This window comes from Tianweitania aestuarii (genome assembly GCF_018457165.1).
In the GTDB taxonomy this organism is placed as follows: Bacteria; Pseudomonadota; Alphaproteobacteria; order Rhizobiales; family Rhizobiaceae; genus Tianweitania; species Tianweitania aestuarii.
This window is the reverse complement of sequence record NZ_JAFMNX010000002.1, coordinates 605,991-629,528: the sequence shown is the minus strand read 5'-3', so window position 1 is coordinate 629,528 and position 23,538 is coordinate 605,991. Positions and strand designations below refer to the sequence as shown.

Below are 23,538 nucleotides of genomic sequence, written 5' to 3'. Positions count from 1 at the left end.
TTCGCCAGGCGGCTCGAGTGAGCGCCGTCGGCTCGTTAGCGGAAGCTCGAGCCGCCATCTACGTCCACCGACGAGCCATAAACAAAGCTGGCTTCGGGTGAACACAGGAAGAGAATGGCTGCGGCCATATCGTCCGGGCGGCCCATGCGGCGGCGCGGGAGATTGGCGGCGATACGCTCTTTCAGCGACGGGTCGATGTGGTTGTGCATCGGAGAGTCCGTCGGGCCGGGATTGAGCCCGTTGATGCGCACATTCTTTCCGGCGAGCTCGCGCGCAACCGACTTCACGATCGACAACGTTCCGGCCTTGGACGCGGCATAGGCCGTGTCGGCAATCAAGCCGCCGCCGCCGTGATAAGCGACATCGGACGCCACGCACACGATGTTGCCGCCTTCCGCATTGCCAAGCATCCGCGTGACGGCGCCCTTCACGGTGAAGAAGGTGCCCAACAGGTTCACCGACATCACACGCTCCCAATGCGCCCAATCCTGATCGGGGATCTTCTTGGCGGTGATGATGGCTGCGCAGCAGATCACATGATCGAGCTGGGCGAGATTGGCGTCGCAATAGGCGAACATCGCTTCGATGCTGTCGTTCTGGCCGATATCCACGGTGACCGTGTGGACCTTGCCGGTCAGCTCGCTTTTCGCGCGCGCCAGACCTTCGGCATCGCGATCGGCGAGAACGACTTCCGCACCCTTGCTCAGGAAGGCGCGGGCAGTTTCCAGGCCCATGCCCGAGGCCGCACCCGTGACGAGAACGGTTTTGCCGGCAAAGGCGTCGGAAGCGAAGGTGGGATAAGACGTCATCGGTTCAAGCTTTCAGGTGCAGGGTGACAAGAACGGTGCAGTGGGCGCCGTCATCCAGCTGCGCACGCACACGCAGCCAGTTTCCGAAATGCGTGATGCGAGCGACCGCGATGGCATCGCGCGCGGCGGGCAGAGTGAACTCCGTTCCTTCCGCGATCCAGTGGATGCCATCGGGAGAGATTTCCACCGAACCTTTGCCCGGTGTGCCCGACGGTTCCTTCAAGGCGCGAACAAAGAAGACCGCTTCCTTTGCCCATCCCGCCTCGAACGGCTCGCTTGCGGTTGTGCCGGTCCAGGTTTCGTTGCGGGTGACGATGGCGGTGATGTTTTCGGGCAGCATCAGAAGTCTCCCGAAAGGCAAACGGAATCGACGTAAAGAAAGGCGCGCTTGTTCGTATCGGTCTCGGCAAACAGGCAGATGTTGAGCATGCACCAGAGGTTCTTCATGGCCGGCATCTTGATGCTCTCGAAGCCGCTCAGATCAAAGACGCGGTCATTGCAGCGGAAGCCGGTGGCTTTCATCGTTTTGAGATCGAAGTCGAAGCAAAGATAGGTCCAGTTTACCTTGGTCGGGATCTCGTTGTAGCAGAGACGCTGTTCGCCGCCCGGCAGGTCCTGCCAGTCATTGGGATTGAGGTGATCATGGCTGACGATCTTGTCGTCGGCGCCCATCGGCTTGATGTCGCTCGTTTGCTGCTTGAACTGCCATTTCTGCGTGTGAACGCCGTTCTCAGCATTGAGAAAGCGAAGATGCGGCATGACGCGCATGGCATCGCCGTCTTGATCGCCGCCCTGCAGATCGAAGAGAAAGCCGAAGGAGCGCACATCCGTTTCGGACAGTTTCAGCTCGTTGGCTTCGGGCTTGAAGGTGACATAGGCTTCAAGGCGGATCGGACCGCGCTTGCGGAACGTGTGGCGCTTGATGGCGACATTGCGCGCCCCGGCAACCGGCTTGGTTGCGATCTTGAGCGCGTAGGACGAGTTCATGCCGCCATGCGAGCCTGAGTCCCAATGCGACAGCGTGGACAGCATCGCGCTGCTGTGCTGCGCATAACCCGGCAGCATCGTGTCGAGATCGCCCTGATAGTTGCCGATCAGCTGGGACCATCCGCAATGCCCGTTGGCAAAGCTGTCATTGGCAATGATGCGAGGCAGCGGATCGAAGTGGCTGAGCGCGGGATCGGATCGCAGGAGGGCCAGGCGCATGTCCTGCGCAAGGCTTGGAGTGGTTGGTGCATTCATATCATTCAGCCCTCAGGGTCTTCACGGCATCCCAGTCGATTTCGATGCCAAGACCGGGCCCTTGCGGCACGTCGAGAACACCGTTTTTCTGGCGCAAACAGCCGGGTTCAAGATCGGCCAGAAGCGTCTTGAAGGGGCTGCGATCGCATTCGCATTCGAGAATCTTGAAGTTTGGAACGGCCGCCGCGAGATGGATGCTGGCGGTTTCGCAGATGATGCCGGACATGCCGATATGCGGCGCATAGGCCACGCCATGCGCGGCGGCGTAATCCACCATGCGGCGGGTTTCGGTAAAGCCGCCGGAGCGGGCAATGTCGGGCTGAAGGATCGACAGGGTGCGCCGGGATAAAAGCCGGGTCGCCTGATCAAGCGTGTAGTTGCTTTCACCGGCAGCGAGCGGCACGGAACAGCGCTTGCGCAGTTCCTCATAGCCTTGCTCGTTTTCGGGCGCGAGCGGTTCCTCGAACCAGAAGTAGCCGTTATCGGCAAGCGCGCGACCGATCTCGACCGCGTCATCGAGGTCATAGGCCCAGTTGGCGTCGACGCAGAGGCTGATGTGATCGCCGGCTTGCTGACGCATCCGCTCCACGCGCTTGATGGCGTCGCGCACGGGATCGGCCAGCTTGATCTTGATCTTGGTGAAGCCCTCGTTGAGGTAGCGCCGCAGCTCGCGGTCGGCTTGCTCGTCCGGTCCCCAGTTCACGGCGGCGGCATAGACGTCGATCTCGGTGCGGCCCATCCCGCCGAGCAGCCGGGCGATCGGCTGTTTCGCGGCCTTGCCGGCGATGTCCCACAAGGCAATGTCCACGCCGGCGATTGCCTCGATCAGCATGCCGCCGGAGCGGCCAGACAGGGCGCGGCGCATGCTGGCCCAAAGCCTGCCGATATCGCGCGCATCCTGATTGAGCAGGCGCGGGCGCAAGGCTGTGTGGATGAGCTCGGCATAGGCTTTGGGTGCGAAGCGCCCCAGCGTTTCGCCGACGCCGACCAATCCGCAGCGCGTACGCACCTCGACCAGCACCATGCCAACAGTCGTGTAGGTGCCCCAGGAGGTGACGGTCGGGACGGGAAGGTTCTGCTGAAGCGGATGCGCGATGACATCGACAATCTCGATCGGCTCGGAAGTCATGTCCGCAGCTTTCATTATCCTGCTAGGTTCGGCGTCAGACCAAAACCTAACAACAAACAAACCTAGTTGCCAAGTTAAAAAGTTGCCATTAGGTTGGGAGCATGAACGAGATGAAGCGCAGCACGATCTTCAGCGGAAAAGTGGCCAGTCCGCTTCGGCTTGCCGATACGGTGTCCGATGCCATCGCCGCAGCCTTGCTCGAGGGCAGCATTGCGCCGGGTGAAGCATTGCCGCCCGAAGGCGAGATTGCGCGGGAATTCGGCGTTTCGCGGCCGATTGCGCGGGAAGCGCTGAGGCAGCTCACTTCCGCCGGGCTCGTTTCGACGCAGCAGGGCAAAGTGGCGCGGGCCAAGGCGCTGAGCGGCGAGCCGATGGACAAGATCTATGGCTATGCGGTGCGCTCCAGCATCAAGTCGCTGCAAGAAGCCAATGAGATGCGGCGCGTGATGGAAGTCGGCGTCGCCAAGCTCGGTGCCAGCCGCCGCGATCCCGATGGTCTTGCCATGATGCGCAACGCTCTGGCCGATCTCGACGCGTCCGTCGGGCAGCCGGCGGAGTTCACTGAGGCGGATATTCGGTTTCACCTCGGCATGGCCATGGCCACGGGCAATTCCATGATCCGCATTCAGATCGAGGGGCTGCGCTCCATCCAGCGCCAGGTTTCGGAGATCTTCTCCAACCGCTCAAAGCGAACCGAGGCCGATTGGCGCAGAACGGTTGAGCGCCATGCGGCGATCCTGCAGGCGATCGAAGCCGGCGATGTGAGCCAGGCCGAAAACAAGATCATCGCCCATTACGAAGCGGCCGACATCGCGTCGATCGAGGTCGCGCAAGATGGACAGCGCGTGCAGCAATGACGGTTGATCGTTTCAGCCTTGTCGGAAAACGCGCGCTGGTGACCGGGGCAAGCTCGGGCATCGGCCGTGCGGTGGCCCTTGGTCTGGCCGAACATGGCGCGTCGCTCGTGCTGCATCACTACAATGACGAGGCCGCGGTTCAATCGCTGGCGCAGAGCCTTGGCGGTGCGGTGCCCGTTCTGGAAGCCGACTTCACCAAGCCGGATGCGGTGGCGCGGTTTGCACAAGACGCGGCAGCATTGAGTGAGATCGACATTTTGATCTGGAACGCGGCGATCGAACGGCGTGGTGCGTGGCAGGATCTTTCGCAGCAGACGATCGCCGATCACGTTGCAGCCAACTTCGCCGCCCTGGTGGCGGTCGCACAGCATCTGGTTCCGCCGATGGCCGCGCGTGGCTGGGGCAGGGTGGTTGCTACGGGCAGCATCATGGCAACGCGTCCGCGCGCCGAGACGGTGGTCTATGCGGCGATGAAGTCGGCCCAGCTGACGACGATCCGCGCGATCGGGCGCGAGGTGGCGTCATCAGGCGTGACGATGAATGTCGTGTCGCCGGGTGCGATCGAGATCGAGGCCAACGCGCATCTTTATGCCGCGGAGTCGTTTCGCGCTGCCGTGAGCGCCAAGATACCGGCCGGGCGCCCCGGCACACCAGCCGATCTCGTTGGCGCCTATGTCTACCTTTGCAGCGACGCGGCCGCCTATGTCACGGGCGCCGACATTCCCATCAACGGCGGCTGGTCGATCGGCGACGCGCCTGTCGTTCAAACGAGCGCCGCGACCTGAGCCAGACCAACGCGCCCAAGCGCAAAACCTAGTCTTCACATCGGGAGGAAACGATGAAGGGCATTCTCAAGCTAGCAGCATCCGCTATCGTGTTGATGGCGACACAAGCGTCGGCGGAAGATCTCCGCGTCGCGGTTTACACGAGCAGTGAGCCGCATTTGAAGCTGCTCAATCAGCTCGCCGACAAGTTCAAGGCTTCGCATCCGGACGTCAATGTCCGGTTCGAAACCATTCCGGTTGCCGATTACACGCAGAAGCTGTCGTTCCAGGTTGCCGGCGGCAAGGCTCCGGATGTCGCCTGGATGATGGAAGATGCGGCACCCGCCTTCATCGAGGCCAACATCCTGATGGACCTCACGCCGGTTCTGCAGGCCTTCCCTGATTACGACCTGGCCGACTTCACCGATCCCGCGATGGCGCTGTGGCGCAAGGGCGACCAGGTTTATGGCGTGCCGTTTTCGACCTCGCCCTTCCTGATCTACTACAACAAGGCCATGTTCGATAAGGCCGGCCTGGAAGATCCTAAGCAGCTTGCCGAAAAAGGCGAGTGGACCATGGCGAAGTTCCAGGACGTCTCCAAGAAGCTCGTTGCCGCCAATCCCGGCAAATATGCCTTCGAGTTCAAGGACGGCGAAGGCTACGCCTCGCGCATGACGCATGCGCTGCTTCCGCCCATTCGCGCTTATGGCGGCGATCTGTGGGAAGATGGCAAATGCGGCATGGATAGCCCGGCCGCAGTGAAGGCCGTGCAGCAGATCCATGACATGGTGTTCAAGGACAAGACCATTGTGCCGCCCGGCACGCAGGGCGACTACTTTTCCGGCAATTCGGCAATGACGGTGAACCAGATTTCGCGTGCCTCGAAGATGGCGGAAGCCGGCTTCGAATGGGGTGTCGCGCCCTTGCCGACGGGTCCGAACGGTGAAGAAGGTCCGGTGATCGGTCAGGCCGGCTTCGTGGTGTTCGATGCGAGCCCGAACAAGGAACTCGCCGCCGAGCTGGTTGCGCAGATGACGGACAAGGAAGGCGTTGCCGCCTTGGCGCAGTTCTTCCCGCCGGCACGACGCAGCGTGCTGTCGAGCGACGCGTTCCTCAACAAGAACCAGTATCTCTCGCCCCAGATGATGGGCTTCGTTGCCGACGGGATCGAGAAGGGCCGCGTGGTGGCTGCGCATGAGAAAGTGCCGCAAATCCTCGCTGCCATGAAGCCGCGCGTGGACGCCTTGTGGCGGCCGGATGCCGATGTCGCGAAGTCGCTTCAGGGCGTCTGCGCAGCGATCCAGCCGCTGCTTTAAAGAGGCGATGACGTGACCAACTCTTTATCGCACCGTTCCGGGGCGCAGGCTCGTGCGCCCTGGCTGACCCTGCAGCGCCGCGACGCAATAGAGGGTTGGTTGTTCGTCAGCCCGACACTGCTCGGGTTTCTGATCTTCTTTCTCGGCCCGCTGATCGCGATCTTCATCTATGCGATGTCGGATTGGAACTTCCTGTCGGGTGAGGCCACCTTTGTCGGCCTCGCCAATTTCGAAGATGCGCTGCTTGCCAATCCGGATTTCTGGCTGGTGCTGCGCAATTCGGCGGTGTTCGCGCTCGGTCTCGTTCCGCTGAATGTTGCGCTCGCTTTGTTTCTGGCAGTTGCGCTGTCGCGGCCGTTTCGCGGCGTGATCGTTTTCCGCACGATCTTCTTTGCGCCCGTGATCACCTCGGCCATTGCCTGGGCGATCGTTTGGAAGTTCCTGCTTCAGGGCGAGGGTGGTCCCATCAACCAGATGCTGGCGATGATCGGCATTACCGGGCCGAACTGGCTCCGTGAGCCGAACTGGGCCATGGCCGCCGTGATCGTGACGCGGGTCATCAAGATGGTTGGCCTCAACATGATCCTTTACATCGCAGCCCTTCAGGCGATCCCGCGTGATTACGATGAGGCGGCGGGTCTGGAAGGCGCGTCGCGCTGGCAGATCTTCCGGCTGATCACATGGCCGCTGCTGGGACCGACGACGCTGGTGATCGTGATCCTGACGACGATCGGCTCGTTCAAGGTGTTCGACCACATCTACCAGATGACAGGCGGTGGCCCTGAAAACGGAACGCTGGTGCTGGCCTTCTATATCTACCAGCAGGGCTTTCAGTTCTTCGACATCGGCTATGCGTCCGCGCTTGCGATCATCATGTTCGTGATCGTCACGATCCTCACCCTCATCCAGGTTTCCCTGCGCCGAAAGGACGATGCATGACGCGCGCTTCCTGGAACCGTCTCGCTTGGATCATGGCTCTGACGCTTCTCGCCTTGCCGTTTGTCTTTCCGTTCCTCTGGATGGTGTCGGCGGGCTTCAAGAGCGTCACCGAAATCTTCGGTGCGCCGAACCTGATCCCACGCGTATGGCGGTACGAGAATTTCGCGGAGGTGTTCACCTATCAGCCTTTCGCGCGGCAATATTTCAACTCGCTGTATATTGCGGGCGTGGTGACGATCCTGACGCTGTTGATCTCGTCGCTGGCCGGCTATGCCCTGGCACGCATTCGCTTTGTCGGGGCAGGGCTGATCATGCTTCTGCTTGTGACAGCGCTGATGATGCCCGATGAAGTGACGATCATTCCGAACTTCTTCTTTATCCGGTGGTTGGGGCTGGTGGACACACATTGGCCTCTGATCCTGCTGCCGGTGTTCGGCGCGCAGGGCGTGGTCGCCACGTTCCTGATGCGACAGTATTTCCTGTCGCTTCCCAAGGAGTTGGAAGAGGCTGCCAAGATGGATGGACTGTCGCGCTTCGGCATCTGGTGGAAGATCGCGATCCCGATGTCGCGTCCGGCGCTGGCGGCGGTTGCCATCATCACCTTCCTGAACTCCTGGAACCTCTTCCTCGAACCGCTGATCTTCCTCAGTTCGCTGGAGAAGTTCACCCTGCCGCTCGCTTTGTCGAACTTCAACGACAGCTATGGTCTGCCTTTGTGGAACCTGCAGCTGGCGGCCACGACCCTCGCGGTCATTCCCGTTCTCATCATTTATCTCATCGCCCAACGCCAGATTGTCGAAAGCTTCGCGCTTTCCGGCGTCAAAGGTTGAGGATCGCAAGCAATGGCCAATGTTCAGCTTCAGGGTTTGAAGAAATCTTTCGGTGCGGTGGAGATCATCCGCGGCATCGACCTCCAGATCGAAGACGGTGAATTCGTTGTTTTCGTAGGCCCTTCGGGTTGCGGCAAGTCCACCTTGCTTCGGCTGATTGCCGGTCTGGAGACCATCTCGCAAGGCGAGCTCACGATCGGCGACCGGACCGTGAACGATGTTCCGGCGTCCGCCCGTGGCGTGGCGATGGTGTTCCAGTCCTACGCGCTTTATCCGCATCTTACGGTGCGCGAAAACATGGGCTTCGGTTTGAAGGTCCGCAAGGTTGCCCGCGTTGAGCGCGAACGCGCCGTGGCGGATGCGGCGGCGCTTTTGAAACTGGATGCGCTGCTTGATCGCTATCCGCGCCAGCTTTCTGGCGGCCAGCGTCAGCGCGTGGCGATCGGCCGGGCGATCGTGGCGAACCCGTCCGTGTTTCTTTTCGACGAGCCGCTCTCCAACCTCGATGCGGAACTGCGGGTGCATATGCGCTCCGAGATCGCCAGCCTGCATCAGCGGGTTGCCACGACGATGATCTATGTCACCCATGATCAGGTGGAAGCGATGACGCTGGCCGACCGCATCGTTGTTCTGCGCGATGGCAGGGTCGAGCAGGTCGGCGCGCCGCAGGAGCTTTATGAGCGGCCAGCCAACATCTTCGTCGCGCAGTTCATCGGCAGTCCGAAGATGAACATCCTGAACGTGGATGCTGCAAAGGCCCTGTTGTCGGGAGAGACGCTGCCGCAATCAGCCACGCAATGCGGCGTGCGTCCCGAGCATCTGCAGGTGGGATCGGCAGAGGGAGCGGGCTTGCGGGGAACCGTGACGCTTGCCGAATATGCGGGGGCCGAAACGCTGCTGCATATCGAGCTGGAAGGCGGCGACACCTGTTTGGCGCTGCACCGGGACGGCACGCCGCCACGCGTTCGAAGCGGGGTGACGCTGACGGTCGAGCCCAGCCGCATCTATTTGTTCGATCAGAATGGCGTTGCCGTTCCGACAGCCGCTTAAGAGCTGCCGTTCACCGAGTGCGGCGGTGAGGTATCTGCCGCGTCAGGCTGGTGTGTTGGCTGCAAGATCGATGAAGTCGAGCGGCGGATCGGCCCGGGGGCGGCCGAGTAGAAAGCCTTGGCCGAACTGGATGCCGTTTTCACGCAACCATGCCAGATGCTCCGGCTGCTCGATCCCTTCCGCCACGAGATAGATGTTCAGGTCTGCCGTCAAACGCGCCACCGTGCGGATGATGGCTTCGACCTTGCGGTCGGGCAGTTGACGCAGGAAGCTGGCATCGATCTTGAGGCCGTCAACCTCGATCATCATGAGATAGCTCAGCGAGGAATAGCCGGTGCCGAAATCGTCCAGGATGATCTTCACGCCGTAGCTGCTGATCGTCCGCAGCTGCTTGATGGAATCATCGGCGAAATCGATGAACACGTTTTCGGTGATCTCGATGCCGAGCCGTGACGGCGGCAGTCCGGTTTCTTCAAGGACCCTGGCGAGCAGTGCGGGAAAGCGACCGCTGATCAGCTGTTTGGGAGACAGATTGACGTTGATCTGAACGGTATCCGGCCACTGTGCCGCGTCCTTGCAGGCACGCCGCAGGATGGCTTCGCCCAAGCGGTCGATCAAACCGCCGCGTTCCGCCGTTTCCACGAAGATCGCCGGCGAGATGGCGCCGCGCTTGGGATGATACCAGCGCGCCAGGGCTTCGACGCACATGACCTGTCCGGTCATCAGGTCGGCGATCGGCTGATAGGCGACCGATATTTCGTTCCGGTCGAGTGCCTCGAGGAATTCCTGTTCCTGAAGAAGCCGTGCGAGATAGGCGTCTTCCAGATGCGGTTCGAAGCAGACGGCTTCGCCCTTGGACGAGAGTTTCGCCTTGTAGAGCGCGAGATCCGCCATCAGGAACACGCGCTTGGCATCGTGCTCGAACCCGCCGGATGCGGCAACGCCGAGCGTGGCTCCCGGGATTACGGTTTGTCCTTCGATCGTCGCAGGCTCAGCCAGATGCTTGGCAAGCGCATCGGCGCTGGCGCACGCCATTTCGAGATCGGCATTGCAGATCAGTACGGCGAACTCGTCGCCGCCGAGCCGTCCGGCCGCATCGGACGAGCGAAGCATCGAGCGGATGCGGTTTGCGGCCTCAACCAGGATCGCATCGCCGACATGGTGGCCGTAATTGTCGTTCTTTCCCTTGAAGTCGTCGAGGTCGATGCTGAGAAGCGCGAAGCGGTCGCCGCTCGAACAGGATTCCTCGACCCGCGCCACAAATGCCTTGCGGTTGAGAAGCCCGGTCAGGCCGTCATGGCGCGCCATATAGGCCAGCCGCATATCCGCTTCATAGCGCTCGGTGATATCGCGCCCGATGCCGCGAAAGCCGATCAGCTCGCCGCGTTCATCATGCACGGGATGACCGGTCAGGGTGAACCAGCGCTGCCTCGAATGAGCTTGCGCGGTGACGATGTTTTCGCGGAACGCCTGGCCCTGGCTCAGGAGTGTTTCGAGCTTGGGGCGGTAGTTGGCGGTGTCTTCCGAGGCAAACAGGTCCTGAAGCCGCAACTGGCCGGCTGCCACCGGTTCCCGGTTCAAGGATCGCTGCAGTTCCAGGGGAAGCGCGATCAGGTGGCCTTGCGCATCCGTTTCCCAAAGCCAGTCGGGCGATCCTTCCTGGTATTCACGCAGGAAGACGCTGACCGTCGAGACCTCACGCTGAAGCGCGATCTGGGCATCGGAGCGGCCGAGAAAGGCGGTGTTCAAGCCCACGATGCCGATCACCGCATAAAGGGTGAAGATCGTGAAGGCGATCACGGTGACCGGATCGGCCACATCCATGAAGGCGACGCCGATGATCGACAGCACGGCAACCGGCACAAAGAAGCTGAAGGCGACAATGGCGGGCACGCAAATGATCGGTGTGGACACAACGCCGAGTGCCAAGCCGATTGCGAGCGCGCGCTGATCAACCTCGCTGTAAAACAGCAGGCCGTTGATCAGGATGCCCCAGCTGGTTCCAAGACCAACATAAAGAAAGCAGGCGAGGCGCAGAAAGCGGAACGCGTTTCCGTGTCGACGCCACTTCTGGGCAGCCGACAGGATGAGTGTGTAGCTGAGCAGAACGCAGGCACAGGCCGCCGGCAGCAACGGACGCTCCAGCGGCCTGAACTGCGACACGATGAAGATCATGACGCCAATGCCGGTCGCGGCAAAGATCATGCCGACATAGTAAAGGAGGCTGGCCTGGTCATTGAGCGCAGCCTCCTGAAACTTGGATCCGGGCCGTTGCAAACGGAGAAGATGGCGTAACTCAGTGACGCCTTTTCCCAGCAATGCTCTGCCCGAATCCAAATCGATCACCTGCGCCGAATCTTATATACCCTTGGGAGTATCATACCTGTGCGCCGGCGGTACTCGGAATAGGACGGCGCCATGGATGAACGAAGGAACTGAGACTCCTCTCTTCGAGAAGTAACATAATACCAGATGACGAGAAGAGCGGCGACAACCCATTGCAACCCGCCGACCGCAACAGCCGAACCGACCCAGAACAGGCAGTAAGCGAGATAGAACGGGTGGCGGACATAGGCATAAGGACCGTCCTCGTAGAGGGCGTCCGGATCCTTGCCGCTATGGGCGACGTGCGGCGGGCGGCGGCGCGTGGTGTCGACCGCCCACCAGAACAGCGCCAAGGCCAGCACGGACAACACGACGAAGCCGAGCGTTTCGGGCAGATCGACGCCGTTGCGCAGGGTGAGCACAACCAGCAGCACGCCGGCAAGACCGCTGATCGCCGTCAAGGCCTGCATCTGTTTCGGCATGCCGTCGGGCGCCCGGAAATGGCCCCTCAGGCCCCAGCTGAAGGAGCCGATGGTTGCGAGAGCGAAGACGATAACGAGAAATTCCAGCATGGTTTCAAGCTCCTGCCAGTGACACGGTGAAGGGTTCGCCCTTGAAGAAGCCGGCGAGGTTTCCGGTGGAGCCTCCCAGCGGGTCGATGACGGGGAAGGTGCGCCGCACCCTGTCGAGCCTTTCGCGATCGCTTTCGAGAAGGCGCATCTGGCAGGTCAGACCGGGATAAGGGCGCAAGCCGGACGCCGGCTCATAGCCCATGCGCTTGTAGAAGGGCGCGTGGTTGGGCCGTGCGCAGGCGAAGTGAACCTGGCTGTGCGTGCAGATCGCGACATAGGCTGCCATGCGAAACAACAGGAACACGAGGCCCTGATTGTTTTCGGCTTCCGGATTGCGCACCAGCCGGTTCGTTTCGATGCCGCGCCCGGCAAAGCCGTCGTTCTTCTTGGCAAGCAGTGCATCGACTTCTTCCCCGAAGGTCTCGCGCGCAGGCGAGGTGAGGTCGGTTCCGCGCGTCAGGGTACAGGTGCGCACCGAAGCCACGGGCAGATCCCGATCGTAGAGAACGATCGTTCGGGCGTTCGGCATGTCGTCGAAACTGTCGCTGAACAGGCCGGTGGCATTCGGCTGGATGTAGCCGCCCGCCACGTAGCTGCGATAACGGATGCGGTAGGCGTCCCTGCGCACGTCGTCGGTTGTCGCCAGCCGACCGATGTAAGAGCCCGGACGCGCGCTGGTGCGCACCTTCCGCTCCGGCTGGTTTGCGACATGCGGATCGCTGTTGCTTTTTTGAGGCCGCGTTTGAGCGGTTGGCGGAAGTATGATGGACATAGATTGCTCCTTCTTGGATGGAGCGGTCCGGTCCGGCATATGCCGAGAATGATGGGAGGGAGAAAACCGGCCGCCTGCCGGCTATCTTGGTGTGGTCTTGTTGCGTCCGAAAGCTTGGAGCGCCTAGCCTCGGGAACTAGCCGCGTTTATCGTAAATGCCGTACACGTGCCGCTTGCGCGGATGTCCGCAAGCGCAGCACTTCGTTTTCGAGCCGAAGGGGGCATCGTGCAGATCTTCAAGCCCGTCGAGACACTGGAGGACTTCTACACGCTCGACGATGGCGAGGTCCTGTGCGGCTACCTCGATGGCCTGAGCGGCATCGAATGCCCGCTCTCCGGCGTCACCCGCTCCTACTGGCACGGATGGCGCAACGGGCTGGTAGACAGCGGCTTGCTTGAAGCGGATGGCGCGCAGGTGAAGCTGGATGCGGCGTTTGAGGGGTTGCGGGAGGGGTGAGGGCTGGCAAGCGAGGTGAAGTCGATGTCGCTCTCGGCCATAAAGAATGAACGGTTTATACCCGTTCGTTGCCAGACTGCCGGTTTGGCAAGCCGTCTGCTTGAACAACAAGAGCGTGCTCGAGGCCTCGTCGATAGCCCGTTATCGCTGGAATGCCAGAGCATTGTCGTAGAGAGCGCAGAAGGCGCTGGCTGCATCTGCGGCGATGGAAGCGATCAGTGGCGACAGCCGTGACGAGGTGTCTTCCAGATAGATCGCGAAATAATCGCTTGGCGGGAAGCTCTGCCTTACGTTCAGCACCTTCAGAGTGCCCATGCGGAGTTCGTTTTGAATGACTATCGGCGGAAGAACAGAAATGCCGATGCCGGCTGACACCATGTTGATGGTTGTGGCCAGAGAATTTGAGTAATGAACGACTTTTTCCTCAAAGCAGTTCGTAGGCATGTATTCAACGAGGCGTTGATGCGCCTGGGTGCCGATCTCATAGGAGATGATCGGATGGTGCATGAGGTCCGCACGACTGACGGGCTCTTCATCGCTTGGAAAAGACTGATCGGCAATCCAGAACATGCCGAGCGTGCATAGGTTTGTGATGCGATATCTGCTGGTCCGCGGTCCGTGAAAGCCCAACACAATATCGAGTTCACGCGTGTCTAACTTGCTGAGGATCATTTTCGAGGAATCAGTTGTTACCGACACGCGGACACGGGGATAGCGCTTCTTGAGCGTTTCCATGATGCCCGGCAGGATCGTCAACGCCATGGACGGGACAAGGCCGATGCGCACGATGCCTTCAAGGCCTTCCGGTGGCGCTATGTCGTTCACAAGGCGGTTATAGCGCGCCACGATATCACGGGCGCCCGCCACAAAGGACCGACCTTCCTCGGTCAGCCGTACATCCCTTGTATCGCGCTCGAACAAGCGAATGCCGAGTTCCTGTTCCATTGCCGATACCCGATTGGATATGGCGGCAGGCGTTATGTTCATTCGGTCTGCGGTGGCCCGAAAGCTGCGCAATTCAGACAGCCAGAGAACTGTTTCAAGAAAACGTATGTTCATGGCATGACTGCGTCCCGACTACACGTTCTCGAGCTTCAAGGATGCTGCTTGCCCTAACCTGTTCAAGCCGGTTTGGTCATTCTGCAATGAGGTTCAAACATCGGTCGTTTCACCGCTCAAGACATGCGGAATGTGTGGTGATGGTGTGAGCCAGTCACCCAGGCTCACATTATCACTGCCGTCATGCGAGCTTGGCTAACACCTTGGCACTCGCGCCTGTCATGTCGCCCAGCTTCTGTTCCTTATCCCGCACACTGGCTTCGCGCTTCTTACCCGTCTCCTGACGCTTCAACGCTTCTTCGGAAACAGCGCGAACTTCATCACGCGGGATAACCAGCACACCGCTTTCATCTGCGAGAATGGCGTCGCCCGGCATCACCACGGCACCGCCGCAGCTGATGGGGATGTTGAAGCCACCTCCAAGATCGTAGAGGCGGGTGGTTATGGGCGAAAGGCCTCGCGACCACATCGGAAAATCCGAATCCTCGATTTCCGTAAGGTCGGTACAAGGGCCGTCCACGATGCCGGCCACTGCGCCTGATGCCTTTGCCGCAACCGTGACTCCTCCGCCCCAGCAGGCATATTTGTCGTCGCCCAAGCGATCGACAACCAGGATATCACCCGGCCTCAGAAGCCCCGTGGCGTGATGCAGGAGTGTTGAGTCAGGTCCAGCGATCGCCAGAGTGACAGCTGTGCCCACGACACGCCTTCCAGGCAGCAGAGGCTGGATGGCGCGGTCCATGAACCCGAACAACCGCCAATGGCCGACGGTGGCGGTTTCTACTCCGCTCAGCAAATCCAGATCGGCCTGCGGGATCTGTTCCGGCATGTCTTTGATAACATACATGATGCTTGTCTCCCGACTTCAGGCGCAGGCCAGACGACGATGCTGCGTCATCGGGATCAGATTGCGCACACGCTTGATCTCCTTGGTATCGATGCGGGCAGTGACAAAGCCCACGGGATCGGAAGCTCGAGCAATCGTGTGACCCCAGGGATCGCAAACGAGCGAATGGCCGTAGCAGGCTCGTTTTTCACCGTTGACGGTAACACTGCCGGTTTGCCCGCAGGCCACGAAGTAGGTCTGTGTCTCGATAGCTCGGGCGCGAGCAAGAACTTCCCAATGATCCTTACCTGTCTGAAGCGTGAACGCTGCCGGCAGCACAATCACGTCGCAGCCTGCTTTTTCCAGCTGCAGGAACAGTTCGAAGAAGCGGATATCGTAGCAGATCGCGCAGCCAACCTTGATGCCATCGATCTCGTAAGTGACGATGTCTTCACCCGGCTTGACGGTTGCAGATTCCTTGTAGGCCGTTCCGTCTGGTGCGACGATGTCGAACATATGGATCTTTCGATAGGCGGCGACTTGCTTGCCGTCCCGGTCGAACACGAAGCTGGTATTGTAGATTCGGTTTTCGCCTTCGACCTTTTCCATGATCGTGCCGGCGTGAACGAAGACCCTGTTTTCGCGGGCAAAGTCCTGCGCCATCTTGTAGGCCGCGCCGCCGACAGGCTCGGCTGAAGCGAGCTTCTCTTCTGTGGTTGTGCCGTAAACCTCGAAATATTCCGGCAGTACGATCAGGTCGGGGCTATCGCTCTTGAAAGCCTCCATCATCAGGTCGCGCGTGATCTTCAGGTTGGCGTCGCGATCCTGCTGGGGATTGGTCTGGATCAGGCTGATTTTCATCGTGGTTCCTCCGATTGAGTGAAATCGCCTGGATCAGGCGACGATCTTTTCGTGCTTGAGGGCGTTAACGGCCGACATGATTCCGGCGCGTAGCGTCATGGTCTGGGTTGCGACGACGAGCATCTCGGCGCCTTCCTCGAGCGCGAAGCTGCGCTCGGCCGGTGTCCAGGCCGGCATGATCCAGCGTTTGCCTGCTTCGCGGGCGGCACGCGCTATACGGCTGAGATCGGCGCGATCGGCATCGTTGAACGCGTAGGCGCCGCGGCCGCAAGCCAGAGCCAGATCTGATGGGCCTGGGAACAGGCCGTCAACCGTGTCGAGTGCGATGATCTTTTCGACATCCTCCAGGCTTTCAGCCGTTTCGATCATGGCGTAGCAGCGTGTGCGCTTGTTTTCGGCATCGAAAGCATCGCTTGTCGGACGCGAGTAGCCGAACACGCGCCCACCGGCGTAAGAGCGGGTGCCCAGCAGCGGGTATTTGGCTGCTTTCGTGACTTCCCTGGCATGTTCGACGCCAAGGATATGCGGCAGGATCACACCATCGGCGCCGAAATCCAGCGCCTGCTGGATGGCCTCGGTGGTAGGCGCAATGACCTTTGTGAGAGCCGGGATGCCGAGTGACTTGCTGAAAGCGAGGAACTGGTCGAGCGTGCCGAGATCGAAAGTACCATGCTCAAGCTCGATAACGAGCTGTTTCACTCCGCAGGTTTGTGCGATTTCGAGGAAGCCGAAATGAGGCTGCGACATCCACAGCGCGATGTTGTCCATAAAGATAGTCTCCTTGGAAAATTCAGCTTTTGCCCACGGTCTTGGACAGACCGAGCGTGCGTTCGATGAGGAAGATGATGAGCAGTGTGGCGACCACCAGCACTACGGAAACGGCAGCGGTCATCGGATCGGTTTGGCTCTCAACGTAGTCGAAGATTTCAACCGGGAGGGTGCGCATCCGCGGGCCCGTGATGAACAACGAGATGACGACCTCGTCGAAGGACAGCAGGAAAGACAAAGCCGCACTTGCCACGAAGCCTGGCATCATCAGGGGTAGCGTAACGCGCCGGAACACCGTGAAAGGCGGAGCGCCCAGCATGGTGGCAGCTTCTTCGACCGAAGGCGGCAGAGTGGAGAAGGCGGTCAGCATGATGCGGATCACATACGGCGTCGTGACGATGAGATGCGCGATGACGAGGCCGGTATAGGTGCCGAGAAGACGGGCCTGAACAAAGACCAGAAGGATTGCCAAGCCCAGCACGATCGAAGGCAGCAGCAAAGGCGCCGTGAAGAGGTTCAAGATGAAGTCACGCCCGGTGAATTCATATCGGCGGATCGCGAAGGCAGCTGGGACGCCGGCCGCCAGGCCAAGGATCGTCACGGTTGCAGCTACGCCAAGGCTCACCCACAACGCTTCCATAAGCCCCTGATGCCTAAACATTGCTGCATACCAGCGCAGGCCCCAGCTTTGAGGTGGAAAGGTAAGGTAGGCATCGTTGCTGAAGGACAGAGGCAGCACGATCAGGATAGGTGCCAGCAGGAAGATATAGAGTAGCGCCACCAACATACGGAATGGCAGGCTCATTCGGCCGATCATGGGAGCGTCCTTTCTCAGTCGAAGCGCTTGACGACGCGGGAATAAAGCGCAAGCGCGAGGCCGAAGATGATCAGTACAATGACGGAGGTTGCTGCTGCCGATGGCCACTCAAGCTGGATAACGGCTTGATCATAGATCTCGGTGGCGAGCAGGAAGACACGTCCGCCGCCAAGCAGCTTGGGCGTGATGAAGGAGCTGATCGCCAATACGAAGCAAAGCAGGCAACCGAGTGCGATACCTGGCATGGTGAGCGGCAGGATCACCCTGCGAAAGCGCGTCCAGCTGTTCGCGCCCAGTGAAGCGGCGGCTTCCTCGAAGACCATGTCGAGGCGGCCAAATCCGGCAATCAAGGACAAGGCCATATAGGGGATCAGGACCTCGACCATGCCGATGTAAACGCCGAGCGAGTTGTTCACCAGGCGGACTGGCGTTTGAATGATGCCGGCCGACATCAAGAGGCCATTGACGACGCCTTGATCCCCAAGAAGCACCATCCAACCGTAGGTGCGCACGACACTGCTGACGAGCAGCGGCGAAATGGTGATGACGAACAGGAAGTTGCGCCAGCGCGGTGAAACCCTGTGCAGGAAAAGCGCGATCGGGTAAGCGCAGATCAGCGTTGCGAGCGTGACGATGAACCCGAGAAGAAGGGAGTTCGAGATCAGTTCGACGCTGAAAGAGTCCGTGAAAAAGTCAATGTAGTTCTCCAGCGTAAAGGTGTCGGTCAGCACACCCCCGCTTCGGCTCTCGATGAACGAGATCATCGCCAGTCTGGCCACCGGCAGAATAAAGGCGACCAGATTGATCGCGGCCATGGGGATCAGCATCAGAACGACGACGAGCGGGATGCGCCGGATCCATGGCGTCGCTGCCGACATGGATGGAGTGGTTGCGATCGTTGTTGTCATCGCCCGCCCTTAAAGATCTGCATGTCCTCCGGCTTCCATTCGCAAAGAAGCTTTTCTCCTGTGCGGAAGCTGTGGCCTGCGCTGCTTGTATGGACTTCGGTCGTCAGAACGCTGCCGCCGATGTCGATGTCATATTGAACGACGTCGCCGATATAGGTGACACGCACCACCTTGCCGTGCGTGGAGTTCGTGGCGATGCTGACGAGGCTACGATCGCGGCTTGGGCTCAACTGAATGCGATGAGGGCGCAGAGCTGCTGTCGCCTTTCCGGATGATGCCCCTTTCGTGTCGCAAGGATAGGTGGAACTGCCAATGCGCACACGATCGACCGCCTCGATCTCACAGCCCAAAACGTTGGCTCGGCCAACGAATTCCGCAACAAACAGGTTGGCCGGTCGTTCGTAGATGTCTTCCGGCGTTCCAAGCTGGGCCAGCTTGCCGCCATGCATAACGCCGACCAGATCGCACATGGTTAGCGCTTCAACCTGGTCATGCGTGACGAAAACGGTCGTGATCTCAAGGCGTTGCTGGATCTCGCGGATCTCGACGCGCATGTCGTCGCGAAGCTTGGCATCGAGGTTCGACAACGGCTCGTCGAGCAGGAGGATTCGAGGCCGGATGACCAAGGCACGGGCGAGCGCTACGCGTTGCTGCTGACCGCCCGACATTTCCTTTGGCTTGCGAGCCCCATAACCGGGCAGTCGCACCATCTCGAGCGCTTCTTCAACGCGGCCTCGCGCTTCCGACTTGGAAACACCGCGCATATCAAGGCCGAACGCGACATTTTCTGCCACGGTCATGTGCGGGAAGAGGGCGTAGTTCTGGAAAACAAGCCCAATGTCGCGGCGATAGGGCGGCCTTTGGGAGATATCATCGCCTTCAATCGAGATGGTTCCCGAAGTGATGTCCTGGAGGCCGGCAATCATCCGCAATGTGGTGGTCTTACCGCATCCCGAAGGACCGAGCAGCCCAAGCAACTTGCCCTTCGGCAGGTTGATGTCGAGATCATCCACAGCAAGGAAGCCGCCACCATAGCTCTTCGTCACTCCCTTGAGCTTCAGGAATGTGGGATCTGCCGGCGTTTTCGCGTCCCATATTGGGGCTGCTGGCGCATGCTCGCGCAATTCAGCACTACTCATGTCATCACCGTTTCAGTTTGGGGAGCATCAAGTGCGGGCAAAATAGATTCGCCAAGGAACAGTCCGTCCGCATCCATGCGGACGGATCGTCGTGCTCGATCTTTGCAAATCAGGTGTTCAGTACCGTAGGCGCAAAAGCCTAGCGGCCAGCGGGAATGATCTGGCGACGCCACGGACGCAGGATGTCGTCCCGCATGTCGCCAATGCTCATCCAATCAACTGCAATGAGCTTTTCGCGCTGAGCTGGATCCATCAGCGGGATACGCTTACGCGTGGCTTCATCCACGTCTGCCTTCGCGTTGGTCGGAGCGTAAAACATGACCTGTGCGAAGGCGGCCTGAGCCTCGGGGCTCAGCGCATAGTTGATGAAGGTCTCGGTGGCTTCCTGTTCAGGCGCATTTTCAAGTGCGCTGATCACGTTGATCTGTGATGCGGTCCCTTCTTCTGGGCCCACCGACTGCATGCGGCCTTCCGTGTGATCAGTGTAAAATTGCGACCTTGCATTATAGCCGATCGACACCGACGCGGTTCCGTTGGCAACGAGCGTATAAGCGTCTGGCTTCGGCTCCCAGGTTTGAACATGCGGAGCAAGCTCGACAAGCTTCTCTACACCAGGCTCGATCGTTTCCTTGTAGTCATCCTCGCCTGCCAGTCTGTTGGCGATGATAGTGAGGAGGATGGCTTGGATGTCACCGCCGCCTTGCGCTGGAATGATGACCTTACCGTCCTGCTTAGGATCCCAAAGCGTTTCCCAGCTTGTCGGTGCCTGAGGAAAAGCGTCGCGATTGTAGATCAAGGACAGAGTGTCGTAGGTGATCGGAATTGCCGCGCCGGCGAGTTCCTTGCCGACATCGGCGAGATCCGCATAATTGGGCAGCTTGGCCGTGTCGAGCTCGGCAACGAGACCTTCTTCCTTGGCGATCTTTGCGACTGAGAGGTCGTAGATCACGGCATTGACCTGAGGTGCATTGCGCTGCGCTCGCATGTTCCCGAGGGAAGTGGCTGCGTTTTGCACGCCATAGTAGGTGACTTTGATGTCGGGGTGAGCCTGCATGAAAGGCTCGACAACTGCTTTAACGTAGTTCTCTTCGAACGGGCCACGATAGCCCATGACCGTAATATCAGCAGCATGTGCAATCTGGTTTCCGGCAAGGATCGTCGCCGAAAAAAGTGCGGCCGAAAGATACTTCTTAGCGAGGCAGTGCATTCGGTTGTTCCCCTTTTTTGCCTTCTTGGGGAAACGATATGCAGTGTTCCAGAAGCGGTCCAACAAGTTAAATCTAATTCGCGTTAGAAAACGCTGTTCGAAGTTTTGGGAAAAGCCGAGCCATGAGCCATCATCAGATGCTTCATGAACGTCCGTTTTGAGTAACGTCGGCGAATGGGTAGATGCCTGTTTCTTCAAGCGCCGTGCACTCACGAACACAGTGGCTGTTATAGAAGTCGATCCATTCCTTTTTTCGTCAACCTGACGCCTTCGGCGATTTGCTGGCGTGAAATCGAAGAATATCCCATCCGGAAGAATGGGCATGGTCCGTCACTGTCGCCAAAGAAGGGAGAGCCGGATTCGATCAGCACCCCTTGGTCGCGCAGGTTCATCATGAGCAGGTCGGCATCCAATCCTGCGGGTCCTTCGATCCAGAACGACGTCCCACGAAAAGCCCTCGAACCAGCAACCTTTAATCCTTCTCGATCAAGCGCATCAGCCATTTCGACGTGACGCCGGTGGTATTCGGTGCGCATTCGTTGAAGGGCGGCGTCATGGTGGCCGAGGGCGAGAAAATAAGCGGCTGTGCGCTGGAGGTGGCCGGGCGGATGCCTGAGCATCAAGGCCCGCAGAGCGCGTGCTTCGTGGATCACCGGAGCCGGAGCCACAAGATATCCAAGCCGCAAACCGGGAAAAAGCGACTTCGAGAAGCTGCCAATGTAGAAGACGCGTTCGCTACGATCAAATGCCTTGAGGGCCGGAGAAGGTGGTTCGATGTAGCTCATCTCGAATTCGTAATCGTCTTCGACAATGATGAAATCGTCCCGCGCAGCCGCAGCCAGAAGTCTTAGCCGACGATCGAGCGGCATGGTGACACCTGTCGGTGAATGGTGGCTGGGCGTGACAAAGATGGCATCGACGCTTCTAGGAACATGTGCAGGTTGTAGTCCGTCACTATCGACATCGAGCATGAACACGCTGGCCCCACTCAAACGGAGCGTGGCCCCGATGTCGGGGTGACATGGATTTTCGCAAGCGGCCCGCCCGCCCGGCCGCAAAAGCAGCTGCGTGACGATCCATAAGGCGTTTTGCGCTCCAACCGTCACGAGAATCTCATCGGGTGCCGCGTGAATGCCGCGACTCGGCAGGGTGCGTGAGCGGATGTAATCGATGAGTTGCATGTCATCGGCAGCGGCAAAGTCGCCGGCCATCAACTCGAAGTCGTCTCTTGCCAACGCACGGCGCGCGCAATCGCGCCAGGCAGCGAGATCGAACAATGACGTATCCATCTGGCCGTAAAGAAATGGAAATGGGTAGCGGCGCCAGTCCAGCGGCTTGCGCATAGGTTTCGCCACGATGAAACTGCGCGCCAACCTCGTGTTCCAGTCAATTTTTTTCTGATGGCTCACAAAAGGTGAGGGAGCGGTGAGGCTCGTAGGCGGTTTTCGTGCCACCCGGTAGCCGCTGCGATCGACAGCCTCAAGATAGCCCTGAGCGGCAAGTTCGCTGTAGGCAAGCGTGACGGTAATGCGTGAGATATTCAGATAGGTCGCGAGCTTGCGGGTCGATGGCAGGTGCATTGACGGGGGAAGGCGGCCGGCCAGAACCGAGGACACGATCGATTCACGCAACTGCGACTGCAGTCCTGTCCGATTGTTCCGGTCGATGAAAAAGATGGTCTCGGACGCTGTTTGTCGCGTCATGCGCGGAACTCTGTTCAGTCTCTAATTGGAGTTATTCAAGCTGCGAACTGGATATAAGGCAATAGATTAGGCTCACATACGCTTCCCTCATCAAGATCGGCAAAAGCCGGCGAAGATCTCCGCCTCGGCGGAGCGGACCAAACCAGAGGGAAAACGACGATGGTCTTGAAAAGACTTAAAGCTTTGTCATGTCTGGCGCTGCTTGGCGCCGGTATGTTCACCAGTATCGCTCACGCCCAGGAGAAGGTGGTTGTCGGCTACCAGCAGATTGTTGGACCGTTTATTTCCGCAATTGCCGATGGTCGCTTCGAGGCCGCGGCAAAAGAAGCCGGCTATACGATCGATTGGCGTCAGTTCAGCTCGGCCGGCGACATCTCAACAGGGCTCGCCTCGGGCGCTGTGCCGATTGGTGTGATCGGTTCTACCGGCACCGCGGCGGCTGTAAGCCGTGGTGTCGAAATTGAAATATTCTGGATCCTCGACAATATCGGTAAGTCAGAAGCGCTAGTGGCGCGTGAAGGATCGGGCATAGAGAAGCCAGAAGATATCAAGGGCAAGAAAGTTGGTGTGCCCTTCGTATCCACTTCGCATTTCCACCTTCTCGTCGGAATGGCGCAGCTGTGGAAGATCGATCCACGCGAGGTTGAGATTCTCAATATGAAGCCGCCGCAGATCGTAGCCGCATGGCAGCGCGGCGATATCGATGCCGCCTATGTCTGGCCGCCGGCTCTTTCCGAGCTGTTGAAGAACGGCAAGGTGGTCGCCGACTCCGAGGCGATTGGCGCGGCCTCGGTCCCAACTTTCGATGGGCTGGTGGTGAGCAAGGACTTTGCGACTGATAATCCGAAGTTCATGGCAGCTTTCACCAAGGTCCTGGCTGACACTTATGCCGATTACAACCAGAACAAGGCGGCGTGGACAGCGAACTCGTCGCAAGTTCAAGGCATCGTCAAGATGATCGGTGGCGATGCTGCAGGCGCTGTCGAGGCTTTGGAACTGCTGTCCTTTCCCGATGCGGCTGAACAAGCGTCTGACACCTGGCTCGGGGGCGGAGCAGCGCGCGCTTTGGATGCCAGTGCCAAGTTCCTCGTCGAGCAGAAGCAGATTGGCACGGCACTCGATGATTACGCACCTTACGTGAACGCGACATTCGCTGCGGAAGCCGCCAAGTAGTTATCAAAGACAACC

24 protein-coding genes are annotated in these 23,538 nt (G+C 59.6%); 8 read left to right on the top strand and 16 right to left on the bottom strand.

Going from position 1 to position 23,538, the window contains the following annotated elements; translation table 11 throughout:
* Positions 1-35 precede the first annotated feature (35 nt).
* From JYU29_RS11100 to JYU29_RS11085, 4 genes are read right to left on the bottom strand one after another with little or no spacing between them, the layout of a single operon-like run.
* Positions 36-809, bottom strand: a complete 774-nt coding sequence (locus tag JYU29_RS11100; RefSeq protein ID WP_213984850.1) for an SDR family NAD(P)-dependent oxidoreductase — start codon at positions 807-809, stop codon at positions 36-38.
* Between the two features lie 4 nt (positions 810-813).
* Entirely contained in the window at positions 814-1,149 is a 336-nt protein-coding gene (locus JYU29_RS11095; RefSeq protein ID WP_213984849.1) for a hypothetical protein, read from the bottom strand.
* Complete coding sequence (locus tag JYU29_RS11090) at positions 1,149-2,015, bottom strand: DUF6772 family protein (RefSeq protein WP_213985048.1); 867 nt, start codon at positions 2,013-2,015, stop codon at positions 1,149-1,151. The genes JYU29_RS11095 and JYU29_RS11090 overlap by 1 nt, the downstream gene beginning before the upstream one ends.
* Positions 2,016-2,052: 37 nt before the next feature.
* The gene (locus JYU29_RS11085) at positions 2,053-3,180 is read right to left on the bottom strand and encodes a mandelate racemase/muconate lactonizing enzyme family protein (RefSeq protein ID WP_250157347.1); all 1,128 of its coding nucleotides are present in this window, start codon (positions 3,178-3,180) and stop codon (positions 2,053-2,055) included.
* 101 nt (positions 3,181-3,281) lie between these two features.
* Between JYU29_RS11085 and JYU29_RS11080 the strand changes: the two genes are divergently transcribed.
* Genes JYU29_RS11080 through JYU29_RS11055 form a run of 6 tightly spaced genes read left to right on the top strand, consistent with a single transcriptional unit; the run spans position 3,282 to position 8,936 of the window.
* The gene (locus JYU29_RS11080; RefSeq protein ID WP_213984847.1) at positions 3,282-4,037 is read left to right on the top strand and encodes a FadR/GntR family transcriptional regulator; all 756 of its coding nucleotides are present in this window, start codon (positions 3,282-3,284) and stop codon (positions 4,035-4,037) included.
* The gene (locus JYU29_RS11075) at positions 4,034-4,822 is read left to right on the top strand and encodes an SDR family NAD(P)-dependent oxidoreductase (protein ID WP_213984846.1); all 789 of its coding nucleotides are present in this window, start codon (positions 4,034-4,036) and stop codon (positions 4,820-4,822) included. The genes JYU29_RS11080 and JYU29_RS11075 overlap by 4 nt, the downstream gene beginning before the upstream one ends.
* A gap of 53 nt (positions 4,823-4,875) precedes the next feature.
* Positions 4,876-6,117, top strand: coding sequence for an ABC transporter substrate-binding protein (locus JYU29_RS11070; RefSeq protein ID WP_213984845.1), 1,242 nt, complete (start codon positions 4,876-4,878; stop codon positions 6,115-6,117).
* A gap of 12 nt (positions 6,118-6,129) precedes the next feature.
* A complete protein-coding gene (locus JYU29_RS11065; RefSeq protein WP_347879880.1) occupies positions 6,130-7,056 on the top strand; it encodes a carbohydrate ABC transporter permease in 927 nt (308 codons plus the stop codon).
* Entirely contained in the window at positions 7,053-7,886 is an 834-nt protein-coding gene (locus JYU29_RS11060; protein ID WP_213984844.1) for a carbohydrate ABC transporter permease, read from the top strand. Before JYU29_RS11065 ends, JYU29_RS11060 begins: the two co-directional genes overlap by 4 nt.
* A gap of 12 nt (positions 7,887-7,898) precedes the next feature.
* Entirely contained in the window at positions 7,899-8,936 is a 1,038-nt protein-coding gene (locus JYU29_RS11055) for an ABC transporter ATP-binding protein (protein WP_213984843.1), read from the top strand.
* Positions 8,937-8,978: 42 nt separating this feature from the next.
* Here JYU29_RS11055 and JYU29_RS11050 read toward each other — a convergent pair whose 3' ends face one another.
* From JYU29_RS11050 to JYU29_RS11040, 3 genes are all read right to left on the bottom strand, one after another.
* Positions 8,979-11,213 (bottom strand): putative bifunctional diguanylate cyclase/phosphodiesterase, encoded by a 2,235-nt coding sequence (locus tag JYU29_RS11050; protein WP_213984842.1) that lies wholly within the window; start codon positions 11,211-11,213, stop codon positions 8,979-8,981.
* Between the two features lie 65 nt (positions 11,214-11,278).
* A complete protein-coding gene (locus JYU29_RS11045; RefSeq protein ID WP_213984841.1) occupies positions 11,279-11,833 on the bottom strand; it encodes a methyltransferase family protein in 555 nt (184 codons plus the stop codon).
* 4 nt (positions 11,834-11,837) lie between these two features.
* The gene (locus JYU29_RS11040) at positions 11,838-12,605 is read right to left on the bottom strand and encodes an N-acyl amino acid synthase FeeM domain-containing protein (protein ID WP_213984840.1); all 768 of its coding nucleotides are present in this window, start codon (positions 12,603-12,605) and stop codon (positions 11,838-11,840) included.
* A gap of 226 nt (positions 12,606-12,831) precedes the next feature.
* Between JYU29_RS11040 and JYU29_RS11035 the strand changes: the two genes are divergently transcribed.
* Positions 12,832-13,062: a hypothetical protein gene (locus JYU29_RS11035; protein ID WP_213984839.1), complete on the top strand. Its 231-nt coding sequence runs from the start codon at positions 12,832-12,834 to the stop codon at positions 13,060-13,062.
* Between the two features lie 141 nt (positions 13,063-13,203).
* Here the strand turns inward: JYU29_RS11035 and JYU29_RS11030 are convergent, their stop codons facing one another.
* The 9 genes from JYU29_RS11030 to pdxR form a co-directional block, all read right to left on the bottom strand.
* Positions 13,204-14,121, bottom strand: coding sequence for a LysR family transcriptional regulator (locus JYU29_RS11030; protein WP_213984838.1), 918 nt, complete (start codon positions 14,119-14,121; stop codon positions 13,204-13,206).
* A gap of 181 nt (positions 14,122-14,302) precedes the next feature.
* Positions 14,303-14,968 (bottom strand): RraA family protein, encoded by a 666-nt coding sequence (locus JYU29_RS11025; RefSeq protein ID WP_213984837.1) that lies wholly within the window; start codon positions 14,966-14,968, stop codon positions 14,303-14,305.
* Positions 14,969-14,986: 18 nt separating this feature from the next.
* On the bottom strand, positions 14,987-15,808 hold the full coding sequence (locus JYU29_RS11020; protein WP_213984836.1) for a carbon-nitrogen hydrolase family protein: 822 nt from the start codon (positions 15,806-15,808) through the stop codon (positions 14,987-14,989).
* Between the two features lie 33 nt (positions 15,809-15,841).
* Positions 15,842-16,576: an HpcH/HpaI aldolase family protein gene (locus tag JYU29_RS11015; RefSeq protein ID WP_213984835.1), complete on the bottom strand. Its 735-nt coding sequence runs from the start codon at positions 16,574-16,576 to the stop codon at positions 15,842-15,844.
* 22 nt (positions 16,577-16,598) lie between these two features.
* Positions 16,599-17,393, bottom strand: a complete 795-nt coding sequence (locus JYU29_RS11010; protein ID WP_213984834.1) for an ABC transporter permease — start codon at positions 17,391-17,393, stop codon at positions 16,599-16,601.
* Positions 17,394-17,407: 14 nt separating this feature from the next.
* Entirely contained in the window at positions 17,408-18,271 is an 864-nt protein-coding gene (locus JYU29_RS11005) for an ABC transporter permease (RefSeq protein WP_213985046.1), read from the bottom strand.
* Between the two features lie 26 nt (positions 18,272-18,297).
* Positions 18,298-19,440, bottom strand: coding sequence for an ABC transporter ATP-binding protein (locus JYU29_RS11000; RefSeq protein ID WP_213984833.1), 1,143 nt, complete (start codon positions 19,438-19,440; stop codon positions 18,298-18,300).
* Between the two features lie 139 nt (positions 19,441-19,579).
* Complete coding sequence (locus JYU29_RS10995) at positions 19,580-20,845, bottom strand: extracellular solute-binding protein (protein WP_250157344.1); 1,266 nt, start codon at positions 20,843-20,845, stop codon at positions 19,580-19,582.
* A gap of 29 nt (positions 20,846-20,874) precedes the next feature.
* Positions 20,875-22,350, bottom strand: coding sequence for a MocR-like pyridoxine biosynthesis transcription factor PdxR (gene pdxR, locus JYU29_RS10990; protein ID WP_213984832.1), 1,476 nt, complete (start codon positions 22,348-22,350; stop codon positions 20,875-20,877).
* Between the two features lie 159 nt (positions 22,351-22,509).
* On the opposite strand from pdxR, the gene tauA reads away from it, so the two are divergent.
* On the top strand, positions 22,510-23,523 hold the full coding sequence (tauA, locus tag JYU29_RS10985; RefSeq protein ID WP_213984831.1) for a taurine ABC transporter substrate-binding protein: 1,014 nt from the start codon (positions 22,510-22,512) through the stop codon (positions 23,521-23,523).
* Positions 23,524-23,538 lie beyond the last annotated feature (15 nt).